We start from the raw sequence: 18,428 nt of genomic DNA, 5'->3' as shown, positions 1-18,428 counted from the left end.
TTCTCATTTAAACTTTACTACTTCTTGATGAAAATTTTGTAAGTTTCTTTATAAGATAGTGGAAGCACACTACTCGTGTCACTATAAAGGCACTTTAGTGAATCAGTAAATTCTCTGTGTACATAATAATGACAACAGCAGCAGACTCAACAAACTGGCTGCAAGGAAGCCGTTATAGTAATCGGGGAAGCGTTTATTTGTTTGCTCCGATGGTTAACTTCAATGTAATGGCTGAAGTTGGAGATACTCCCCCTTAATTTAACGTACTTGTACTTGCTTAGAAAATTTATGAGGAATTCAACAATTACATCTTGATAGCAGTGAGAAAATTACATTCTCACCTTGGAAGAGCATAAACAGATGTAATTTGAATTAGAATCACTATTTTGATATTTGATAACAGAATATCTGAATTATACTAGCTTGGCAAATTGCTAAATATTACACATCAAGAGTTAGATGTTGAGTGTTGTGTTTAAGCATTAAGCTTCAGTATTAATCAGTTTGGAATATCAAAAAATATTTTCTCTAATTTCTAACTAATACAAGTACTAAATATTATAGCAGAACTCAGACACTTGCAAACTACTGTAATTACAGAATTTGCTTGTAAACATATACAGCATTTTTTGCATAGCTATGTCTAACAATTAAATAACATCTGTATTCAATAGCTTCTACCTTTACCAAATTGCTTTGGGTTTTTCAAATACTTGAAAAACCTGATATTAGTCATCTTCTTTTTTAGAAATCTGCAATTTCAAAATGCAAGTCTAAAAATATAGATGATACATAAAAAGACTTAAATACAGGATGTCTTTAGTTAGGAATTTCACAATTCGACAAATCTCCAATTTCAAAATTTAGCCGGAAATAATAGAGCCATGAATGAATTAAACAAATTTTCAAAATGGAAGCGATTTCAACAACTTTTATTAACCACTCTTATAGGCGATATTCCGACAATTTTTGGGGGTGTAAAGTTACGTAATTTACTATATCGCACTATTTTTGCTCAGATAGGTAGCTCAGTTTATATTCAAGATGGTGTTGAATTTATCAGTACTGATGCTATTGAAATTGGCGATAGAGTGTATATTTTTAAAGGTGTTCGTATAGATGGAGAAGGACATGAAAACAATATAATTCATCTAGAAAATGGAGTTATCCTAGAGCGTAACGTTCTGATAGGAGCATTAAACAAAACTTATATCGAAATTGGTGAAGATACTTTTATTGGACCCAGCGTTTGTATTGCTGGCCCTGGAAATATCAAAATTGGTAAACAGTGTTTAATTGCAGCCCACACGGGAATATATGCCAATAATCACAATTTTACAGATCCAATAAAGCCAATCAAATACCAAGGTATTACTCGCAAGGGAATTGTGATTGAAGATGATTGTTGGCTAGGACATGGAGTGAAAGTATTAGACGGTGTGACCATTGGTAAAGGCAGTGTTATTGGTGCTGGCGCTGTTGTGACTAAAGATATTCCCCCATTTTCGGTAGCTGTGGGTATACCTGCACGAGTAATTAAAAGTCGTAATGGGAAAGAAATTGTTAAGTTGAAATCTACAGAACTCTCCCACTCATAACACACTTTAATTAAACAGAAATTCTGCTGTTAATCAGAGGATAAAGTAGGGACTATTTCACCTTTACAATTATAGCTGGAGATTCTTTGACGCTTCACTCAGAATGACAGCGGTGTTTTTACGAAAATGAGATGCTCCCGATACAGTATCTATTATTCAAAACATAATAGGAGATTAATTGAATGACAATAATTACAGAAAAATCTACTGAAAAGAGAGTTCATCTCCCTTATTTAGATGGATTAAGGGGATTGGCATCTTTGTATGTTGTACTTGTTCACGTTGAACCAGGAATCGGAGATCAATTGCCTCTACACTGGTTCTTTTTTGCCAGGGTTATGAAATATGGTGCATTTAGTGTGATCAGTTTTATTGTGCTTTCTGGTTATGTTTTGATGTTGCCAGTAGCTCGTTCTGAAAATGGTCATTTACCGGGAAGTTTGATTAATTATATCAAGAGACGTTCGCGGAGAATTTTACCTCCATATTACATAGCTTTATTCATTTGTTTATTAATAGGAGCAGTTGTTTTCATATTAGAGCAATATACAAGTTTTAGATGGAATGAAGTAGCTGGTTTCGGCTCATTTTCACCTAAATTTTCTTTGATGGATGTTGTAACTCACCTGCTATTAGTCCACAATTTGAGTGAGCATACGTACATAAGTATTAACTCACCTATGTGGAGTATCCCAACGGAATGGCAAATGTATTTTTTGTTTCCACTATTATTACTGCCTATATGGCGGCGTGTTGGATTAACATCAGTTGTTATCATCGCTTTTGTAATTGGTATCACACCGCTTTACTTATTAAATGGGTTTCTTGAACAAGCAAATCCTTGGCTTTTGGGTATATTTTCTTTAGGAATGGCGGCGGCTGATATTGGATTTTCTCGAAAACCCAAGCTAGTAGCGATCAGAAATTCTCTACCTTGGGGTCGGTTGGCTATTATCTTTACTGGTATTGCTTTTATAACTGAATGGCGACCACTAGGATTGCATATATGGATTAATCAGAGTTTTGCTGGTCTTGCATTTGCCTGTTTATTTATTTCCTTAACTAAGTCAATTACTGAAGGGAAAAAACCACCATTAGCACTACGGATCTTACAACATCCTTGGGCGATCGCACTGGGGACATTTTCATATAGCCTATATCTTATTCATGGGCCAGTTTTGGTGTTTGTGCGTTACTTCCTGTTTTACCTGCCCATCTCACCAAATATGTTTGCAGCAGCATCCTATTTGCTAGGCACGGCAATGTCACTCATCATTGCTTATTGGTTTTACTTATTCTTTGAGCGGCCATTCATGTCCAGTTTCTTAAAAAAGCGGAAAATAAAAGATGTAGTAATTTAGAAAAACCTATGCAGAATTAATAATGAGACATCTCCGGTAAAGATTGTAAAGCCGAGAATCCCTACCCATGGAACGTCTCTCCAGGGGTTTCAGGTCACGCATATTTAAGTAGGTGGGCAGAATAAAACCCTTTTTCTCCCTGCCCCCTGCCTGATCCCAACGGCAATTTTTAACCAATTTTGGGGGTTTAATTCCTCTGCCTCTACAGGTAGCAAGTTTTGTGTCGAGGTCTAAATCCCCTTTGCAAAACTTAATTACGAATTACGAATTACGAATTACGAATTATTTTAACGCCAACCTACTTAGCTACGCCATCGAAGTATCTTTTCTCTAATTGGGTTAACAAAAGAATAGCCCTGTATTTGAGATCGAGCAAATTCTGCCTTCAATCTATAATACCAACGTGCTTGAGCATCGGCATCTCCAACTAAAGTTAAGGGTGGATTATGTTTCAAGCCAATTTGTTGTTTAAGCAAAATTTTTCGATCTTGATTGAGAAAACTACGGGTAAACCATAGTAACAATGGTTGGAGAATGGGGAACCACGGTAAAGTTGTGTAAAACAGGGTTGTTTCCTCTGTTTCAGTTTCGGAAATAGGAGTAATTGCTGTTAAATTATAGACCATATTTTTATCAGTAGATACCCCCTCAATCCGAATCCCAGGTAAACGGAATGAGATTTCTATCTGTGGATTACGTCCAATCAAGCGATAGAAAAAGGTTTGTTGCTCTAGTGGATGCTTTCGCATGGTAAAGCCGTACAGAGATGGGTCAAAGGTTTTGACTACCTCATTTAATGTTTCTGGGGAACGCCACCACCATGCCTGGTGAACGAAAGCAATATGAGCAGGATCGATTAGTCCTACTACGGCATGATCAACATCACAGGGAAGGCGGATAGATTCAAAAGCTTGGTGGGATTGGTCGCCAAAATCAGGGATTCTAGGGATGTCTTCTAGTATTAAAGAAGTCTCATCATTGGACATATAAATCCAAATATTTCCTTGTGCCTCTTGTATTGGATAACTTTTCGTTTCACTAAGCTTGGCAAAAACTTTGCCTGAGCTATCCCGACTAAAAACAATTAGCTCGTTCAGGAGAGTTTTTGAAAGTGTTTGTCCAGGTTTTAGCTGCTTACTTGGTAATGCATAGTACCAAATATTTCTTAAAAACAAAGGTATTTTAGCCATTTTAGAATTTAGGTTTAAAGGAATTGTTTGATCACAATTTATGCGTTTATTTGCAATTAATTCAGGATATACAGCAGTTCTCGGTCGAATGTAATACAATCGAGGGCGGGGAAACCCCACCCCTACAGGCTTGGCGATGAAAAACTGTACCTCATAACATCAGGAAGTGCTGTATGTTACCTAACTGCATACATGGAGCGATTTTTTTCACACTTTATCAAGGGAAGCGATCGCTCACATTGCCAAAATCAAGGATGTATCTAGACAAGAGAGATGAGTTTCCACTTGAAGATGATTAATTCTGAAAACCATTTATAACACTCAGGATGCAGACCTCTGCTGCCTACACTGAAGCACTCAGGGGGGAGTGGTTTGATTTATTGGAATTGGGAATACCCACAACAGCCATTTAGAGGCGGTGGAAAGTACCCCGCAAGGCATTTTTGCCATCATTTTTGGGGTGTCTCACAAAGGTTATCATCCTTATGATAAGCGATCGCGGTAATTATGCCTTGATTCCAGAGGATTGGTATTTGTGGTGAATAAGGAGATCGCTTGCGGGGAGGGGGTTGGGGGTGAGGTTCTTGTATCTCACTCAACCGAGAACCGCTATAGATAAGTAGCTCTACCAAGAAAACCCCATAAAAAATAGGTAATCAGTTTTCACAAATTACCTATTACCAATCAATAACCTTAATTGCTAACAGCTTTAAGTACCCGATTTAAAATTACCTTACCATTAGGTCTAATCACCTCAACACGAATAAAATTCGGATCACTTGGTCGCCAGGTAACTTGATATTTCAATCCATTATTATTCCATGTATAAACTTGACGTTGTTTATTTCCAGAAGCAACAGCACCAGATAAATTGATATTAGAATTATTATTACGGTTCTCTCCATAATAGTAATAAACATTATTGCTAAAAGATAAATTTACTATCCAATCCTTATCTCTAAATTCACCTGCTGGATAATCAAATCTTTTCACAGCCACAGCCTGATTAGGAATAGCCATATCAATAATTGCAGGTGTAGAAATTCCTAAAATTGTAGCTAATGTAATGGCTTTGTAGTTCATAAAACTCTCTTTGGTGACAGTAAATTGTATGGTTGTGTATTTAATCGTGGACAAACTTATAGCGGTTCTCGGTTGAGTGAGATACAGGAACCCCACCCCCAACCCCCTCCCCGCAAGCGATGAGGGGGCTATGGTGTATTTCATTCAAATGCATACCGCTATATTGCTGTTATGCTGTAGTTTTTTCTTCCTGAATATTTCTGGAAATCAATAGTTTAGGAAACAGCAAACCAGAACGTTCTTTGTATTCCTCAAAATCAGGATATCGAGACAGAGATTTATCTTTTTTGTTCATGTTGGGAACAAATATCATAGCTATAAATAACCCAAGTATTAAGAAAGGTAGCCAATGCTGAGTTAACATAGCAAATGCCAGATAAATCAATACTTCTCCCAGGTAATTAGTATTACGACATTTAGCAAAAAAACCTTCTGTAATTAATCCAGTTTTATACTTGAGTGTATAGTATTTCTGGGCATCACTGGTAAAATGTAAAAACACACCTACAATATTCAAAACAATAGCAGCAGCTACTAATGGTAAAGGTGGAACAGTACCACTACTAATGAGAATAAATGGTGCTATCCAGTATAATCCAAGTATAAAAAAGGTAATAATTCCTTGGACAGTGGGAATTTCTTGCTCCCATTGTTTATCTGGAAATATAGTATCTTTTATTAACCAAAGAAAACCATAAGTACTATGAAGAGCAAGATAAACCCAAGCTCCAATAGTAAAATTATCATATAAAACCATTAGTCCCAACACAATGAGGAAAGTTAGACCTTTGTGAAAATTAATGGGATAATTTATTTTCATATTCTGGCTTTTGGTGAGATTTTTTAAGTTAGTAAAAAATAGAGAGATAGGCAAATCTAACCTACCTCTCCACAATAATTATTTCTTCGCAATAATCCAAACTGCGTGGATAATACCAGGAAAATAGCCGAGTAACGTCAAGACAACATTAATCCAAAAGTCTGCACCGAAACCTACTTGCAAAAATACTCCTAAAGGTGGCAGAAAAATCGCGCATAAAATCCGTACTAAATCCATTTCAGCCTCCTATTAATATTCGACATCTCTACAGTTAACATCATTTTCTGTAAATACGATTCCTGAAATGATACGGTAAACCGTACTCATTAACCACCGCTGATTTTAGCTTTGTAACCAAGCTTAATTAAAATCTCCAAAATCTTCTGCTTATGATCGCCCTGAATCTCAATTTCGTTTTCTTTGACAGTACCACCTGTACCACATTGGGCTTTTAACTGTTTCAGCAAAGCTGCTAAGGTTTCTGGTTTGGTTTGAAAACCAGTAATTACTGTCACAGTTTTACCTTTTCTTCCAGCGCGAGTGGCTTGTATTCTCACATTTTGCTGGTTTGGGGGTAAATCTTGGATTCCGCGTTCTACAGCGCGTTCTAGTGCAGGTGAGCTACCGTTACCAAATTCTTGGTAGACAAAGCGTTTGTCAGATTTGGGATTGGAAGAAGACATAAAATTTAATTCAGGGAAAATAAACGTTTGGTGAAGTAGTCAGCGTTACAGGATGGTACTGAGTTATAGCATTTCAATAGACTCTGTTCTGTCATTTTAGCCAATCAATCGCCCACCTTATGCAGATGTAACCAGCATTCTGATAAATCTATGTGAATACATTAATTTTTTTGACGATGAGAGGTTTAGAGTAATATAAATTACCGAAAAGACTAATTTGAGATATAATTATGTTCAAAATTGCATTATCAACATCCCCTAATTCCGAGAAATCACCCATCTCTAGACAGTATCGTCTTCTGGGTGGTATCGCTGCTTTAATCTTAATTAGTCTACTGAGTTCATCCGGTGGAGCGCCAGTTCAGCATACCATTTCCAACTGTTGGGAAGGGTTTATTTGGGGGATAGCAGATCCAGTCATTGGCTTAGATCGTCTAGCTGGTATAGTAGCTATCGGTTTACTCTCTGCCAGATTTGCAAGTGGTACTTGGATAATTGTATCTTTTGTACTAGCTGCCTTCTGTGGACAATTGATTCATCTGTCTCAACTAAATTTACCAGGTGCAGAAATAGTACTGGCTATTTGCACTATTATCTTTGGTGTAATCTTAGTCCTACGTAATCAAGTCAGTTGGTTAGTTTGTGCCATACTTGCTGCGATAGCTGGTTTATCTCAGGGTTACGTTGATAGTCAAGCGATCCTAAGTGCAGAAACGGTAACTCTAGTACTTTATGTTATTGGTGTTACTTTAACCCAAGCCGTGATTGTCATGAGTGCTAGAAAAATAGGCGTAATTATCAGCAAGGCCGCAATTAACCAGATGTTCCCGAAAATAATTCGCTGGATTGGGTTAACTTTTTGTGCAATTGGTATCATATTTTTGGGTAACGCAGTAATCTAAAGATCAAGAAAATACTTCTAACGTAGTTTTTGCGACTTCGATAATCACTAGGTTGGTAATTGTCTGTAAAAAAAATGTTTAAACAATTACCCACTTAGGATTATTTTTCAACATCCCAACTACTTGTGAAAAAACGTCAGTATTTTTACCCGACAACCACAAATTACAGGATTTAGTAATCCTTAATCATTCGTAGGTTTATAAATCAAATAGCATGGCTATAAATACTATCTCTGTTTGATTTTCAAATCTCGATTAACACAATTTAGTACTGATTATGAAATTATTTGATGAATATTAACCATATTACTATGATGATTTCTCAAAATTGGGGTGGACAGGAAATGATTTCAACAGCAGTCGAAGCTAAAATAAGTAGATTAGAATCTATTGTTGAGCAAATCGGTGAAGCAGTACTCTCTACTACTGAAACAATTGAACGTCTTGCTCAAAGAGTAGATGCTCTGGGTTTGCAAGTGGAAGCTCAAGGAAAACAGGTGCAGCAGCAAGGTTATCAAATTTTTGCTTTGTGTGATGCTGTACAAAGTCTGGCTGAATCTCAGAAAGATTCAATACAAGAAATTAGTCAATTGACACAAACTGTAAACAAAATTGTGTCTTTGCTACAAAGTGTAGATGAAGAAACATGAACTTTTAAATCAAACTCTTAACTGAGTAATCGCAATATTTCCAGAAAAACATACATCCACATCACTACCTAAAGTGCGACTTCGTTTACCATATTCCCCAACATAATAAAAATTATCACCTTCTATCCGGTAGTTAACAGGTAAAGGTTTGGTACAAGGTTGACAAAATACCACTTCCGGATCTGGACTTTCTGGTAAAAGATGGGGTAAATTTACATTCCAGAAACTACCAGGTTCTAAAGGACGTGGGAGTAAATCTGCCAAAATTGCTGATGTCCATTTAGCAGCTAAATCCCAATCATAATTAAGCTTGGCTTTGCGATATTGAGAAATAGCGATTCCGGGAATACCGTGCATTGCTGCTTCTCTGACAGCAGCGACAGTACCAGAAATGTAAGCATCAACTCCCAAATTTCCTCCAGCATTAATACCTGAGAGGACATATTTGACATTTTTATCTATTTGTGTTATGGCAATTCTCACGCAATCAGCGGGAGTTCCTGCGATCGCATATTCAACTTCAGAACGACGTTGTAGGTTAATAGGACTAGTAGTTGTAACTTGATGCCCACAACCTGACTGATGTTCTTGCGGTGCAGCAATAATTACGTTTTTACCGTTGACAGCTTTGAGTAAGGCTTGGATACCAGGTGCGTCGATGCCGTCGTCGTTAGTTAAGATTATGGTCATTATTGTATTTTTTAACGCAGATAAACGCGGAGATACGCAGATATTTTTGTCTGTGGACTCAAGCAGCCTAGAATTAATTATCCACAGATAAGATGCTTTTGGTATAGGTTCTGTAGTATTTTGATTGCAATACTGTCTTAGGATTCATCCAATGAAACAGCTATTCAAGCAATTATTTAGTATGCAAAAATACTTTATCCGCCTCATTTTACCCTTAATGGTGATGATGGTGAGTTCTCTTTTTGCTGTACCAGCTTTCGCTACAGGTGTGTATCAAATACCCAACCTGGCATCAGATACCTGGATTGTCGATCAAGGTGAAGTTATTAGCCGTTTCAATGAAGGTCAAATCAGTGGTGCTTTCAAAGAATTGGCACAAGACACTGGTAATGAAGTCAGAATAGTCACTGTTCACCGTCTTGACTATGGGGAAACACCAGAAAGTTTTGCTAAAGGACTATTTGAAAAATGGTTTCCCACTCCTGAAGCGCAAGCAAATCAATCTTTGTTGGTGATTGATACTGTTACGAATAATGCGGCTATTATTAGCGGGGATCAAGTTAAGTCTACTCTGACTGACTCTATAGCTTATAGTGTGGCTGAGGAAACCTTGGGTGTTCCATTACGAAATGGTAATAAATATAACCAAGCCTTTGTTGACGTGAGTGATCGCTTGGTTGCTGTCATCTCTGGTCAACCAGATCCTGGCCCTCCAAAAGTAGTAGAAACTATACAGGTAGAAGGTACATTTACAAAAGCTGAAGATACTGATCAAGGTAATGCTACTGCTTGGGTAGTTGGATTATTAATTGCTGCCACTGTCATCCCAATGGCAACTTACTACATCTACCAAATCAATCAGCCATCAAATGAGGCATAGGTGATTGGGGATTGGGGATTGGGGATTGGGTTCAAACTATAACCAATTGTCCCTAAACCTCAATCTCCAGTTCCTAATCCTGTACGTATTCCTTACCCGTCACTAAAGCAAATTCAGCGCGGACAAATTCCCGTCCCAGATAAGCTGCATGGTTTAACATAGTTACCGGACAGGGTTGAGTTTCTTCAAAAATCTTCACACACAATTCTTTTGCTGTCCGCGCACAATATACCGTGGTGTGAATTCTCTCCACTTTTCCCCGTGCTGGAATTACCTGACCTGTTTCAGGATCTACTGCTAAACCACGTTCATCAATCACATTTGTAAAATGCTTGGCATAAATTAACCTCGCATTTTCATCCACATAAATAATGAAATATCCAGCGGGATCAAGGTCAATATGACGCTGAGAAAGTTTATTATCAATTGCCGCTAAATCATCAACTATTAAATCCATACCAATTCTAAAAAGAGAAATTATTTCAACAGTTTTTTACATTACATTTCCAGTGTAATTCTTAAGCTACCTTTTCCTTAAAAATTACAAGCTGGAACTATATTTTTATTCTGGACTCTTGGCAGCAAAAGGTAACTCTGCATTCATTGCCTTCATTTCCTCCTCTTCCATTTGATTCACCTCCAAGATATAGGGGCGCAGTATTTGCCCTAAACGATTGTTGTAAAAGCGGTGGAGACTATAATTGGGTTTAGCCGGAAAACCGCGCCGTTTCTTGTGTCTACCCCCTGCACCAGGGTCAAAAGATTGGATACCATGAGCGATCGCCCATTCAATCGGTGCATAATAACAAGCATCAAAATGTAAGCAATCTATGTCTTGAAAACTCCCCCAATATCGCCCATATAGTTTATCATCCTTAAATAAACAAAAGGACATCCCCACAGGTTGGCGATCATCTTGTTCACTGTAGGCGGCAAAAAACGCCACCCGATGGCGATAATTAGTATATAACTGCTCAAAAAACCTCTTTGTGAGATACTTGCTACCCCACCAACCGAACTTATCGCAGGTATCAGCATAAAAATCATACATCAACGGAAACAGCGACTTCGGAATTTCTTCACCAGTCAACGCTTGCAGACGTAAACCTGCTTTATCTACAGCTTTGCGTTCCCGCTTAATATTCCGCCTTTGATTAGCATTGAACACTCCCAAATAATCATCAAAAGTTTTAAATTCAGAATTTTCCCAAATATAGCTATGGTGCAACCAAGCCGTAAAACCTTGACGTTCTAACACAGGTCGCCATTGGGGATCAACATAGAGAAAATGACAGCCAGAAATGCCATTTCTCAGGCAAAAAGAGTCAATTTCATGCAACATCATTGCTGTTATTTCCTCTTCATCCTCCCCAGGTGCAATTAAAAAGCGATAGCCTTCCGCAGGGGTAAAGGGTGCCATTCCCAAAAGTTTCGGATAATATTCTACCCCAATGCGAGAAGCTAACTCAGCCCACTGATGATCAAAGACAAATTCGCCCTGACTATGCCCTTTCAGGTAAAGTGGAGCAGCAGCAACTAAGCTTCTATCTCGCCACAATGTCAGGTGATTTGGCAACCAACCTGCATTTGCTGTAGCACTGTGGGAGGTTTCCATATTATTCAGCCACTCCCACTCTAAAAAAGGGGTTTGCAGTGGCATAGCCAAATCATCCCAGGCTGCTTGGGGAACCTCGGCCATTTTGTTAGTCCAAACGACAGAATAGTTAGGTTTGAGTTGTTTTACCATCGTGTGGGTTTAAATATCTACTTTGAACTAAGGAGTTAGCAAAAGCTTTTTTTAGCGTAATCCATCACACTGATTGTTGCAGCCGATCATGCCAAAATACTTATTGATGAACTCTAAACTTCTCGCAGTTTGTAACTAACCAGCATTTAACAAACTGGTTGTGGAAAGAATTTAACCGGATTGCGGTTTCCAGAACCCGAAAACACTATATGAACTGGCTGAGGAGATTTATTTTTTTTCTCTGTTGCAGCAGTATTGGACGTAATACTGCAAGTGTTGTACCGTAGGCATGAAGCGTAACAACACCAAATAGAACGGCATCAGAGACAGCAATTTGTTTTTCCAGGTGTGTTTTGTCAGTCCCTGAGCTAAACCAAGCAGGTGATTTCGCCTCAAATCAACTATCTTGCCATCTTTACTCATGGCCACAACTACTCTGGTATGAGGAAAATATTGCACCATTGAGTTGGTTTGATAGTTTTGATATTTCTCTTGTCAGTGTGTTGATTTTAGAAAAATCCATGCACACAAGAAAATATTGCTTAATTTCATACCTAAATGGATATACCACACAAATCATTATTAAATCAAATTTACTTAATCATAGTTTTGGTATATCAAGTTTCTTTTTAGCAAATCACAGTTTGATATTTTCTAAAAGTTACAATAAAGTTTTCATAAATTAATACAATGTCTCATTTAGCCGATCTAATTACATATCTTTGTTGTTGTGGTTTACAGATGCGAAGTGAGACACTCGATGGCTAAGTTTCAATCGTCCTTCCGGCGAATTTTAGTAACCAAAATATTGCTGCTATTTGTCCCGGTTTTATTAATTGGGGAGATGGCTGCATTAAATAAAGCACGTTCTAGCCTCTTGAATACTGCTCGGCAAAATTTAACAGAGAGTGCTATCCATAAAGGGGAAAAAATTACTGATGCGATCGCAGCACTAAAAACTAATTTACTGAGTGCTAGTCAAACAAGAGTGATTCAGTCTGGTTCATCAACTCAAGCCCAAAAATTTCTCACTCAGTTAGCGCAACAACTACCAACCCAAATTGATTGTATTCAACTCAAAAATATCCAAAGAGCCAAAATTATCGCTAGTAGTTGTGGCGATAAAACAATTGACAAATTGCCATTATCTTTTACTAATGATCAAGTCAAAATCACAGCCATTTTACCACCCAAACCAGGAACAACTGGTAAGCGAAACAACCAAAATCAACTGCAATTAGTTTTATCAGCCCCAGTCTATAATCAACGAGGAAATTTAGCTTACGCCTTAATTCTTCAGACCACATTACACCAACAAATTGAAAATAAGACAGGCTCACTAATAGGTTCTTTAGTAGTCATTACTGAAGATGGTACTATTTTAGCACACCCATCTTCAGAAAGAGTGGGAACTAATATTAAAAATTACTCAGATGCTGAAGAACTACAAAACTTGGTCAAAAATGCCATTAAGGGAAATAATGATTCAATCAAGTTGAATTTACCAAAAGATAAAGAATCAATTGCTGGCTATACAGCGATTCCTAATCCCCTGACGCAACAGCAGCAACAAAAATGGATTATTTTAGCTGTCGCTAGTGTCCAAGATGCATTGTATGGATTAGAAGAAATCAAACTTATCCTCATTGTCTTAACAGTTGGTTTAATTGGCACTACTTTATTGGCATCTTTTTATTTAGCTCCTTATTTAGCGGGGCCTGTAGAAGAACTCAGAGACTATGCTTTAAATATTCACAGTCACCACGCAGCACAACCAATTCCCCGTAACTTTAAAATCCGGGAGTTTAATCAACTAGCTCAAGCTTTAGATCAAATGGTTGAACGACTCAAAGCTTGGGCTGAAGAATTAGAAATAGCCTGGAAAGAAGCCAAATCAGCCAATCAAGTTAAAAGTCAATTTTTAGCGACAACTTCCCATGAATTGAGAAACCCGCTGCATATTATTATTAACTGTGTTCGCTTAGTTAGAGATGATTTGTGTGATAGTCGCGAAGAAGAATTAGAATTTCTCAAACGAGCTGATGACACGGCAATTCATTTATTAGGTATTATTAACGATTTACTGGATATTTCTAAAATTGAAGCAGGTAAGCTTTCAGTTGTGACAGCACCTCTGGAATTGCGGCAATTATTACTAGAGGTGATTAATTTACAATCGCTTAATGTGCAGCAAAAGGGATTACAATTAAAATGCGAGCTAGGTGATGAACTGTTACCAGTTAAGGCAGATAAAGGAAAACTCAAACAAGTTCTCATTAATATTATTGGTAATGCTACTAAATTCACAGACCAAGGTAGCATCATAATTAGTACTGACATTCGGCAGATTAATGGCAGCTTTCATGTCATAGTTTCCGTGAAAGATACAGGTATAGGTATTGATCCTGAACAGCAACATAAACTATTCCGTCCCTTTGTGATGGTAGGTGGCACAAGCGCACGCAAGTTTGAAGGTACTGGATTAGGATTGGCGATTTCTCGGAATTTAATCGAATTGATGGGAGGAAAAATTACTCTGGAAAGTTTGGGTTCTCTCCAAGGTACAACTGTACAAATTATATTACCTTTAATTGATATATCTCTATTACCGACTTCCGATAAAAAGGGAGATTTGGGTAATAATGAAGTGAAAGTCAGAAGTTATTCTAACTTGCAGCAAGATCAACCTTCAGATATTTATGCTTCTTCAAAGGAAGAAATGAATGCAACACCAGATATACAGCGTGTTGCTGGTAAATGAGGCAGAAAATAAGGGTGAAAAAGTCATGATATCGGTTGTTGGGGTTTATAGCGGTTCTCGATTGAGTGAAATACAAGAACCCCACCCCCAACCCCCTCATCGCTTGCGGGGAGGGGGCTATGATGTATTTCATTCAAGTGCATACCGCTATAATTAGGAATTAGGAATTATTTTGATAATTTTGCCGCCTTGATTCAGAGATTTTGTCAAAGCGGTGAGAATTTCTACTAACTCTCTACCGACCCAACCAGAGGAAACCAGTGAAGGTGTATTGTGGAAAATAGAGGTAATAAAGCGATCGCACACTCGTCCCAACGGTTCACCCTTTTCTAGTTCCAGCACTTCCTGGTATTGATTCACTGGCATAAATTGATTCCCCTGTTGCTCAAACTCCCCATGTATCAAGGTTAAAGGTGATGAAGGAGACATTTCATCAAAAATCAAGCTTCCCTTGCTACCGACAATTCCTAACCGTCTCTGTTTATCAGGATTTAGCCAGCAGAGGTGAATATATGCCTGAAAATTATGTGCATAAGTCAGCGTTACCCACACCAAATCAGCTAAACCTTGAGTTTCAGATGATGTAGTGTTTCCTGCTATTTCCCTACTCCCCTGTAGCCACACAGTCCCCGTTGCTTGCACTTTCACAGGTAATTCGCCTAACCAAGTGTTAAAGATGGCAATATCATGAATAGCTAAATCCCACAGTGCATCAACATCTTGCCGAACTGGCCCCAAATGAGTGCGGGTAGCATAGCCATAGCGTAAAGTCCCTAATTGACCTCCCTGAACTACAGATTGACCTCGTTCAACTGCTGGGTGAAATAAATAAGTATGGTCAACCATGAGTATCAATTGCTGATGTTCAGCTAATTGACAAAGTTCCCGGCATTCTTCTGGGTCAAGAGTGAGGGGTTTTTCGGCTAAAACATGATATCCCTGTTGGAGAGAGTCTTTAATTAAGGCATAGTGAGTATTAGCTGGAGTTGCGATCGCAACTGCTGTTAGTCCAGATACCTCCTTCACTTGCTGCCAGTTGGTTGTTAATAATATATTTTCATCTAAATTAAACTGTTCTTTTATAACCATCAATCGTTCTAAATGCGGGTCTACAACCGCTACGACACTCACTTGGGGATGTGCCAGAAAATTTCTGAGCAAATGCACTCCCCAACGTCCAACACCGATAACTGCAAGTTTAATTTTAGTCATTAGTTATTAGTTATTAGTTATTAGTTATTAGTTATTAGTCATTATTCATTAGTCACCTCTTGCGTAACTGCTAAATAAGCTATTTTAGCAGCAGCCTGTTCAGCGGCTTTAATTGAGCGTCCCTTGCCTTGTCCTAACATTTTTTCATGTAACCAAACCTCAGCGACAAAACGCTCATGAGTGCGGTGGGGTTGATTAACTTCCACAACTCTATATTCTGGCAAAACTTTAAATTGAGCTTGAGTCCATTCTTGTAGAGCCGCTTTATAATTAAGTCGAGCTGGGTCAAGGCGAATTTCTGTCGTTAGTTCTTGGAAGTGGGGATCTAACCAAGGACGAATGAGGTCAAGATTGTGAGTGCTGAGATAAAGCGCCCCCAGAACTGCTTCAAAAGCATCTGCGAGACGTGATTCTTGACCCACATGGTCAGCGGTAGCACTACCAGCAACAAGCAAGTATAATTCTAAACCATATCCTCTTGCTAATTGGGCGAGAATGCGATCGCTCACCAACACCGAACGAATAGCCGCAAAATCACCCACAGAGCAATCAGGGTAATGTTCCCATAACACCACAGCAGCTACCAGCCGCACTACAGCATCACCCACAAACTCCAACTGTTCATAATTTTCTGAATCAGACACAGTGGCATGAGTTAACGCCAAATCCAGCAATGGCCACTTTATCGGACTATCTTTCGACAAACCTAACTTTTGGACTAAACTTTCAAGTTGCCGTTGACGGCGAGGATAAACGCGGGACATTCAGTAAGTGTAGAAAAAAGAGCTAATAAATCCTAACTTAGCATTAAAATAAAGTATAAATACAAGTCAGTTAAATTTTTTGTAGGGGTTTAGCAATGCTAAACCCCTAGCTAGTTATATTGGCAATTAATTGGTTTTTTTGCTCTTTTCTTTTTCTTTGGTTTGAGTAAAGGAGCATTCAAAGCTTCATATAGACCAAACAAAAACTTAATTCGATTCAATTCATTTACAAATGGTTGCGGACGGTAACACAGTCTACAGCTTTATCTAAAGTTTGATGGGCTTTTACTAAGTCGGGCGGCATAGTTTGCGGATCATATAAATCGGCTAAACTACTATCGGGATATTTTGACCTTGTGTCTAAAACTGCTGGCGCGGCTGTTTCTATTTTCTGTGTTTCTACTTTCTGTTTTTGCTTATCATTTAGGTTTTCAGGAAACGGATAATTGTTGTAAACTATGTCTTTAGAATAGCTGTAATCACTTTTTAATCTTCCACAGACATACTTCATTTTCTTTGATTTTTAATGCCCGTAATGCCATTCTAAATGTTTTAGCTGGTTGTTAAAAGTCAAAATAGATATAAGGTAAGCTACCTTCAGGGGCTAGTAACCAAACAGCGTAAAAGCATAAAGGGACAAAAACAAGTTTGATAGGCCAGCTAAATTCTAATTTCATTCCTCGCTTAAAGGCATAGGTTATACTCATCAGAATAGCTATAACTATCAATAAATAAGAGAGTTGGTACTGGCTGAGATTAAGGGCTTCCACATAGACTTTTTCAGCAAATTGTTCATCAGCAGGATGACCCCAAAGGTGTTGGATGACAAAAGCAGAGTCTTGAACGTTGGGAAGACGGAACCAAATCCAGGATGTGAAAACCATCAGCTGTGTTAAAAACCAAGCAAAAACTATACCTATAGGGTTTTCCCAAAATAGGTTTAAAATTTTAAAGCGATCGCTCATCGCATCTGTGAGACGATGAACTGCTAAGGCTAGACCATGCAATGCTCCCCAAATTATAAAACCCCAGGCGGAACCGTGCCAAATACCAGCTATTATCATCACTATTAATAAGTTTCCGCAGGTGCGAAGTAACCCCCGACGAGAACCACCCAAAGGAAAATATAGGTAATTACGCAACCAATCACCTAAAGTTATATGCCAGCGTCGCCAGAAGTCTGCAATACTATTACTGAAGTAAGGAAAATCAAAGTTTTCAGGCAAAACTAACCCAAAAAGTAAAGCACTCCCACGAGCAATATCTACATAACCATTGAAATCTAAATATAACTGTAAACCATAGGCAAAGGTAGCTAACCATAAATCAGCGCTACCGGCTCTTTGCAAGTTACCAAAACATAAATCAACAAAAATCCCCAGATTATCTGCCAGAATACCTTTTTTAACTGCACCTCTAGCAATTAACCACAGTCCCTCGGCTAATCTATCAGCAGTGGGAAATCTTACTGTATCGAATTGAATTGCTAAGTTATGGTAACGAGTAATAGGCCCAGAAATTAATTTAGCAAAAAATAATTTGTAGGTAGCAAAGTTCAGAAATTGGTCAGTAGCTGGCGCACCACGATAGACATCTATTAAATAAGCAATGCACTCAAATGTAAAAAAAGAAATTCCCAAAGGTGTAGTTAATTTAAAAGCTGCCTCTGGTGAGTTTATAGATAAATCAAATAACCACTTTAATAAAATAGGCAAATATTTAAAACTTAGTAAAAGCCCTATATTTAAAATCACACCAAACCACAAAATTTTCAGTCTGGTAAGATTCCAGTCAGCTTGAGCAATTTGCCAATCTTCGTTAGAAATTTTCCAGTTTTGAGAATGTTGTCCTGGTGAGGTATTTTTGCCAATTTCTAACCCTAGTCGAAAGTTAATAAAAGTCAAGACTAGTAGTAATGGCAAATATTGAATATGCCAAGATGAATAAAATACAATACTAGCTATGAGCAGAGTCCACAAGCGTAATTTTTGATTGGCTACAGTCCAGTAAATTCCCAGAATACTCAGCAGAAAAAGTCCGTAAAAAACTGATATAAACTTCATTTTTTAGTCATTGGTCATTGGTCA

22 protein-coding genes are annotated in these 18,428 nt (G+C 38.0%); 9 read left to right on the top strand and 13 right to left on the bottom strand.

The annotated features are described in order from the left end of the window. Positions 1-128: 128 nt before the first annotated feature. The 3 genes from ACSQ6I_RS03210 (at position 129) to ACSQ6I_RS03200 (ending at position 2,959) form a co-directional block, all read left to right on the top strand. Positions 129-257, top strand: a complete 129-nt coding sequence (locus tag ACSQ6I_RS03210; RefSeq protein ID WP_277882422.1) for a hypothetical protein — start codon at positions 129-131, stop codon at positions 255-257. Positions 258-884: 627 nt separating this feature from the next. Next, positions 885-1,598 carry a DapH/DapD/GlmU-related protein gene (locus ACSQ6I_RS03205; protein WP_438888847.1) on the top strand — a complete coding sequence of 238 codons (714 nt, stop codon included), beginning with the start codon at positions 885-887 and terminating at the stop codon, positions 1,596-1,598. A gap of 182 nt (positions 1,599-1,780) precedes the next feature. Next, on the top strand, positions 1,781-2,959 hold the full coding sequence (locus tag ACSQ6I_RS03200) for an acyltransferase family protein (protein ID WP_438888846.1): 1,179 nt from the start codon (positions 1,781-1,783) through the stop codon (positions 2,957-2,959). Positions 2,960-3,261: 302 nt separating this feature from the next. Here the strand turns inward: ACSQ6I_RS03200 and ACSQ6I_RS03195 are convergent, their stop codons facing one another. Beyond that, positions 3,262-4,149: an aromatic ring-hydroxylating dioxygenase subunit alpha gene (locus ACSQ6I_RS03195; RefSeq protein WP_438888844.1), complete on the bottom strand. Its 888-nt coding sequence runs from the start codon at positions 4,147-4,149 to the stop codon at positions 3,262-3,264. A 173-nt stretch (positions 4,150-4,322) separates the two neighbouring features. Between ACSQ6I_RS03195 and ACSQ6I_RS03190 the strand changes: the two genes are divergently transcribed. After that, positions 4,323-4,448, top strand: a complete 126-nt coding sequence (locus ACSQ6I_RS03190; RefSeq protein WP_438888843.1) for a hypothetical protein — start codon at positions 4,323-4,325, stop codon at positions 4,446-4,448. 150 nt (positions 4,449-4,598) lie between these two features. Here ACSQ6I_RS03190 and ACSQ6I_RS03185 read toward each other — a convergent pair whose 3' ends face one another. From ACSQ6I_RS03185 to ACSQ6I_RS03165, 5 genes are all read right to left on the bottom strand, one after another. Continuing rightward, positions 4,599-4,781, bottom strand: a complete 183-nt coding sequence (locus ACSQ6I_RS03185; RefSeq protein ID WP_438888842.1) for a hypothetical protein — start codon at positions 4,779-4,781, stop codon at positions 4,599-4,601. A gap of 61 nt (positions 4,782-4,842) precedes the next feature. After that, positions 4,843-5,232 carry a hypothetical protein gene (locus tag ACSQ6I_RS03180; RefSeq protein WP_438888841.1) on the bottom strand — a complete coding sequence of 130 codons (390 nt, stop codon included), beginning with the start codon at positions 5,230-5,232 and terminating at the stop codon, positions 4,843-4,845. Between the two features lie 169 nt (positions 5,233-5,401). Next, positions 5,402-6,052 (bottom strand): methyltransferase family protein, encoded by a 651-nt coding sequence (locus tag ACSQ6I_RS03175; RefSeq protein WP_438888840.1) that lies wholly within the window; start codon positions 6,050-6,052, stop codon positions 5,402-5,404. Between the two features lie 78 nt (positions 6,053-6,130). After that, complete coding sequence (locus tag ACSQ6I_RS03170; RefSeq protein WP_438888839.1) at positions 6,131-6,289, bottom strand: YqaE/Pmp3 family membrane protein; 159 nt, start codon at positions 6,287-6,289, stop codon at positions 6,131-6,133. 89 nt (positions 6,290-6,378) lie between these two features. Then, on the bottom strand, positions 6,379-6,735 hold the full coding sequence (locus ACSQ6I_RS03165; RefSeq protein WP_323314717.1) for a translation initiation factor: 357 nt from the start codon (positions 6,733-6,735) through the stop codon (positions 6,379-6,381). Positions 6,736-6,965: 230 nt separating this feature from the next. Between ACSQ6I_RS03165 and ACSQ6I_RS03160 the strand changes: the two genes are divergently transcribed. Both ACSQ6I_RS03160 and ACSQ6I_RS03155 read left to right on the top strand, forming a co-directional pair. Then, positions 6,966-7,637: a HupE/UreJ family protein gene (locus ACSQ6I_RS03160; RefSeq protein WP_438888838.1), complete on the top strand. Its 672-nt coding sequence runs from the start codon at positions 6,966-6,968 to the stop codon at positions 7,635-7,637. A 290-nt stretch (positions 7,638-7,927) separates the two neighbouring features. Next, positions 7,928-8,287 carry a hypothetical protein gene (locus tag ACSQ6I_RS03155; protein ID WP_438888837.1) on the top strand — a complete coding sequence of 120 codons (360 nt, stop codon included), beginning with the start codon at positions 7,928-7,930 and terminating at the stop codon, positions 8,285-8,287. Positions 8,288-8,296: 9 nt separating this feature from the next. On the opposite strand, the gene surE is transcribed toward ACSQ6I_RS03155, so the two are convergent. After that, positions 8,297-8,977: a 5'/3'-nucleotidase SurE gene (gene surE / locus ACSQ6I_RS03150; RefSeq protein WP_438888836.1), complete on the bottom strand. Its 681-nt coding sequence runs from the start codon at positions 8,975-8,977 to the stop codon at positions 8,297-8,299. A 151-nt stretch (positions 8,978-9,128) separates the two neighbouring features. On the opposite strand from surE, the gene psb32 reads away from it, so the two are divergent. Beyond that, positions 9,129-9,857: a photosystem II repair protein Psb32 gene (psb32, locus tag ACSQ6I_RS03145; RefSeq protein WP_438888835.1), complete on the top strand. Its 729-nt coding sequence runs from the start codon at positions 9,129-9,131 to the stop codon at positions 9,855-9,857. Positions 9,858-9,930: 73 nt separating this feature from the next. On the opposite strand, the gene ACSQ6I_RS03140 is transcribed toward psb32, so the two are convergent. Further along, the gene (locus ACSQ6I_RS03140) at positions 9,931-10,314 is read right to left on the bottom strand and encodes a DUF4346 domain-containing protein (RefSeq protein ID WP_438888834.1); all 384 of its coding nucleotides are present in this window, start codon (positions 10,312-10,314) and stop codon (positions 9,931-9,933) included. A gap of 105 nt (positions 10,315-10,419) precedes the next feature. Continuing rightward, a complete protein-coding gene (locus tag ACSQ6I_RS03135; RefSeq protein WP_438888833.1) occupies positions 10,420-11,604 on the bottom strand; it encodes a GNAT family N-acetyltransferase in 1,185 nt (394 codons plus the stop codon). 760 nt (positions 11,605-12,364) lie between these two features. Between ACSQ6I_RS03135 and ACSQ6I_RS03130 the strand changes: the two genes are divergently transcribed. Both ACSQ6I_RS03130 and ACSQ6I_RS03125 read left to right on the top strand, forming a co-directional pair. Then, complete coding sequence (locus ACSQ6I_RS03130) at positions 12,365-14,365, top strand: ATP-binding protein (protein WP_438888832.1); 2,001 nt, start codon at positions 12,365-12,367, stop codon at positions 14,363-14,365. Next, on the top strand, positions 14,328-14,522 hold the full coding sequence (locus ACSQ6I_RS03125; RefSeq protein ID WP_438889004.1) for a hypothetical protein: 195 nt from the start codon (positions 14,328-14,330) through the stop codon (positions 14,520-14,522). Before ACSQ6I_RS03130 ends, ACSQ6I_RS03125 begins: the two co-directional genes overlap by 38 nt. Here ACSQ6I_RS03125 and ACSQ6I_RS03120 read toward each other — a convergent pair. The 4 genes from ACSQ6I_RS03120 to ACSQ6I_RS03105 form a co-directional block, all read right to left on the bottom strand. Then, on the bottom strand, positions 14,519-15,577 hold the full coding sequence (locus tag ACSQ6I_RS03120) for a Gfo/Idh/MocA family protein (protein WP_438888831.1): 1,059 nt from the start codon (positions 15,575-15,577) through the stop codon (positions 14,519-14,521). The two genes, ACSQ6I_RS03125 and ACSQ6I_RS03120, sit on opposite strands and share 4 nt — an antisense overlap. Before the next feature lie 41 nt (positions 15,578-15,618). After that, on the bottom strand, positions 15,619-16,341 hold the full coding sequence (rnc, locus tag ACSQ6I_RS03115; protein WP_438888830.1) for a ribonuclease III: 723 nt from the start codon (positions 16,339-16,341) through the stop codon (positions 15,619-15,621). 226 nt (positions 16,342-16,567) lie between these two features. Beyond that, positions 16,568-16,852: a type IIL restriction-modification enzyme MmeI gene (locus tag ACSQ6I_RS03110; RefSeq protein WP_438888829.1), complete on the bottom strand. Its 285-nt coding sequence runs from the start codon at positions 16,850-16,852 to the stop codon at positions 16,568-16,570. A 52-nt stretch (positions 16,853-16,904) separates the two neighbouring features. Continuing rightward, the gene (locus tag ACSQ6I_RS03105) at positions 16,905-18,404 is read right to left on the bottom strand and encodes an MBOAT family O-acyltransferase (RefSeq protein WP_438888828.1); all 1,500 of its coding nucleotides are present in this window, start codon (positions 18,402-18,404) and stop codon (positions 16,905-16,907) included. Positions 18,405-18,428 lie beyond the last annotated feature (24 nt).

The organism is Anabaena sp. WFMT, assembly GCF_051781005.1.
In the GTDB taxonomy this organism is placed as follows: Bacteria; Cyanobacteriota; Cyanobacteriia; order Cyanobacteriales; family Nostocaceae; genus Anabaena.
Note: the sequence above shows the minus strand (reverse complement) of the source record. Positions and strands in the feature narration are given on the sequence as shown.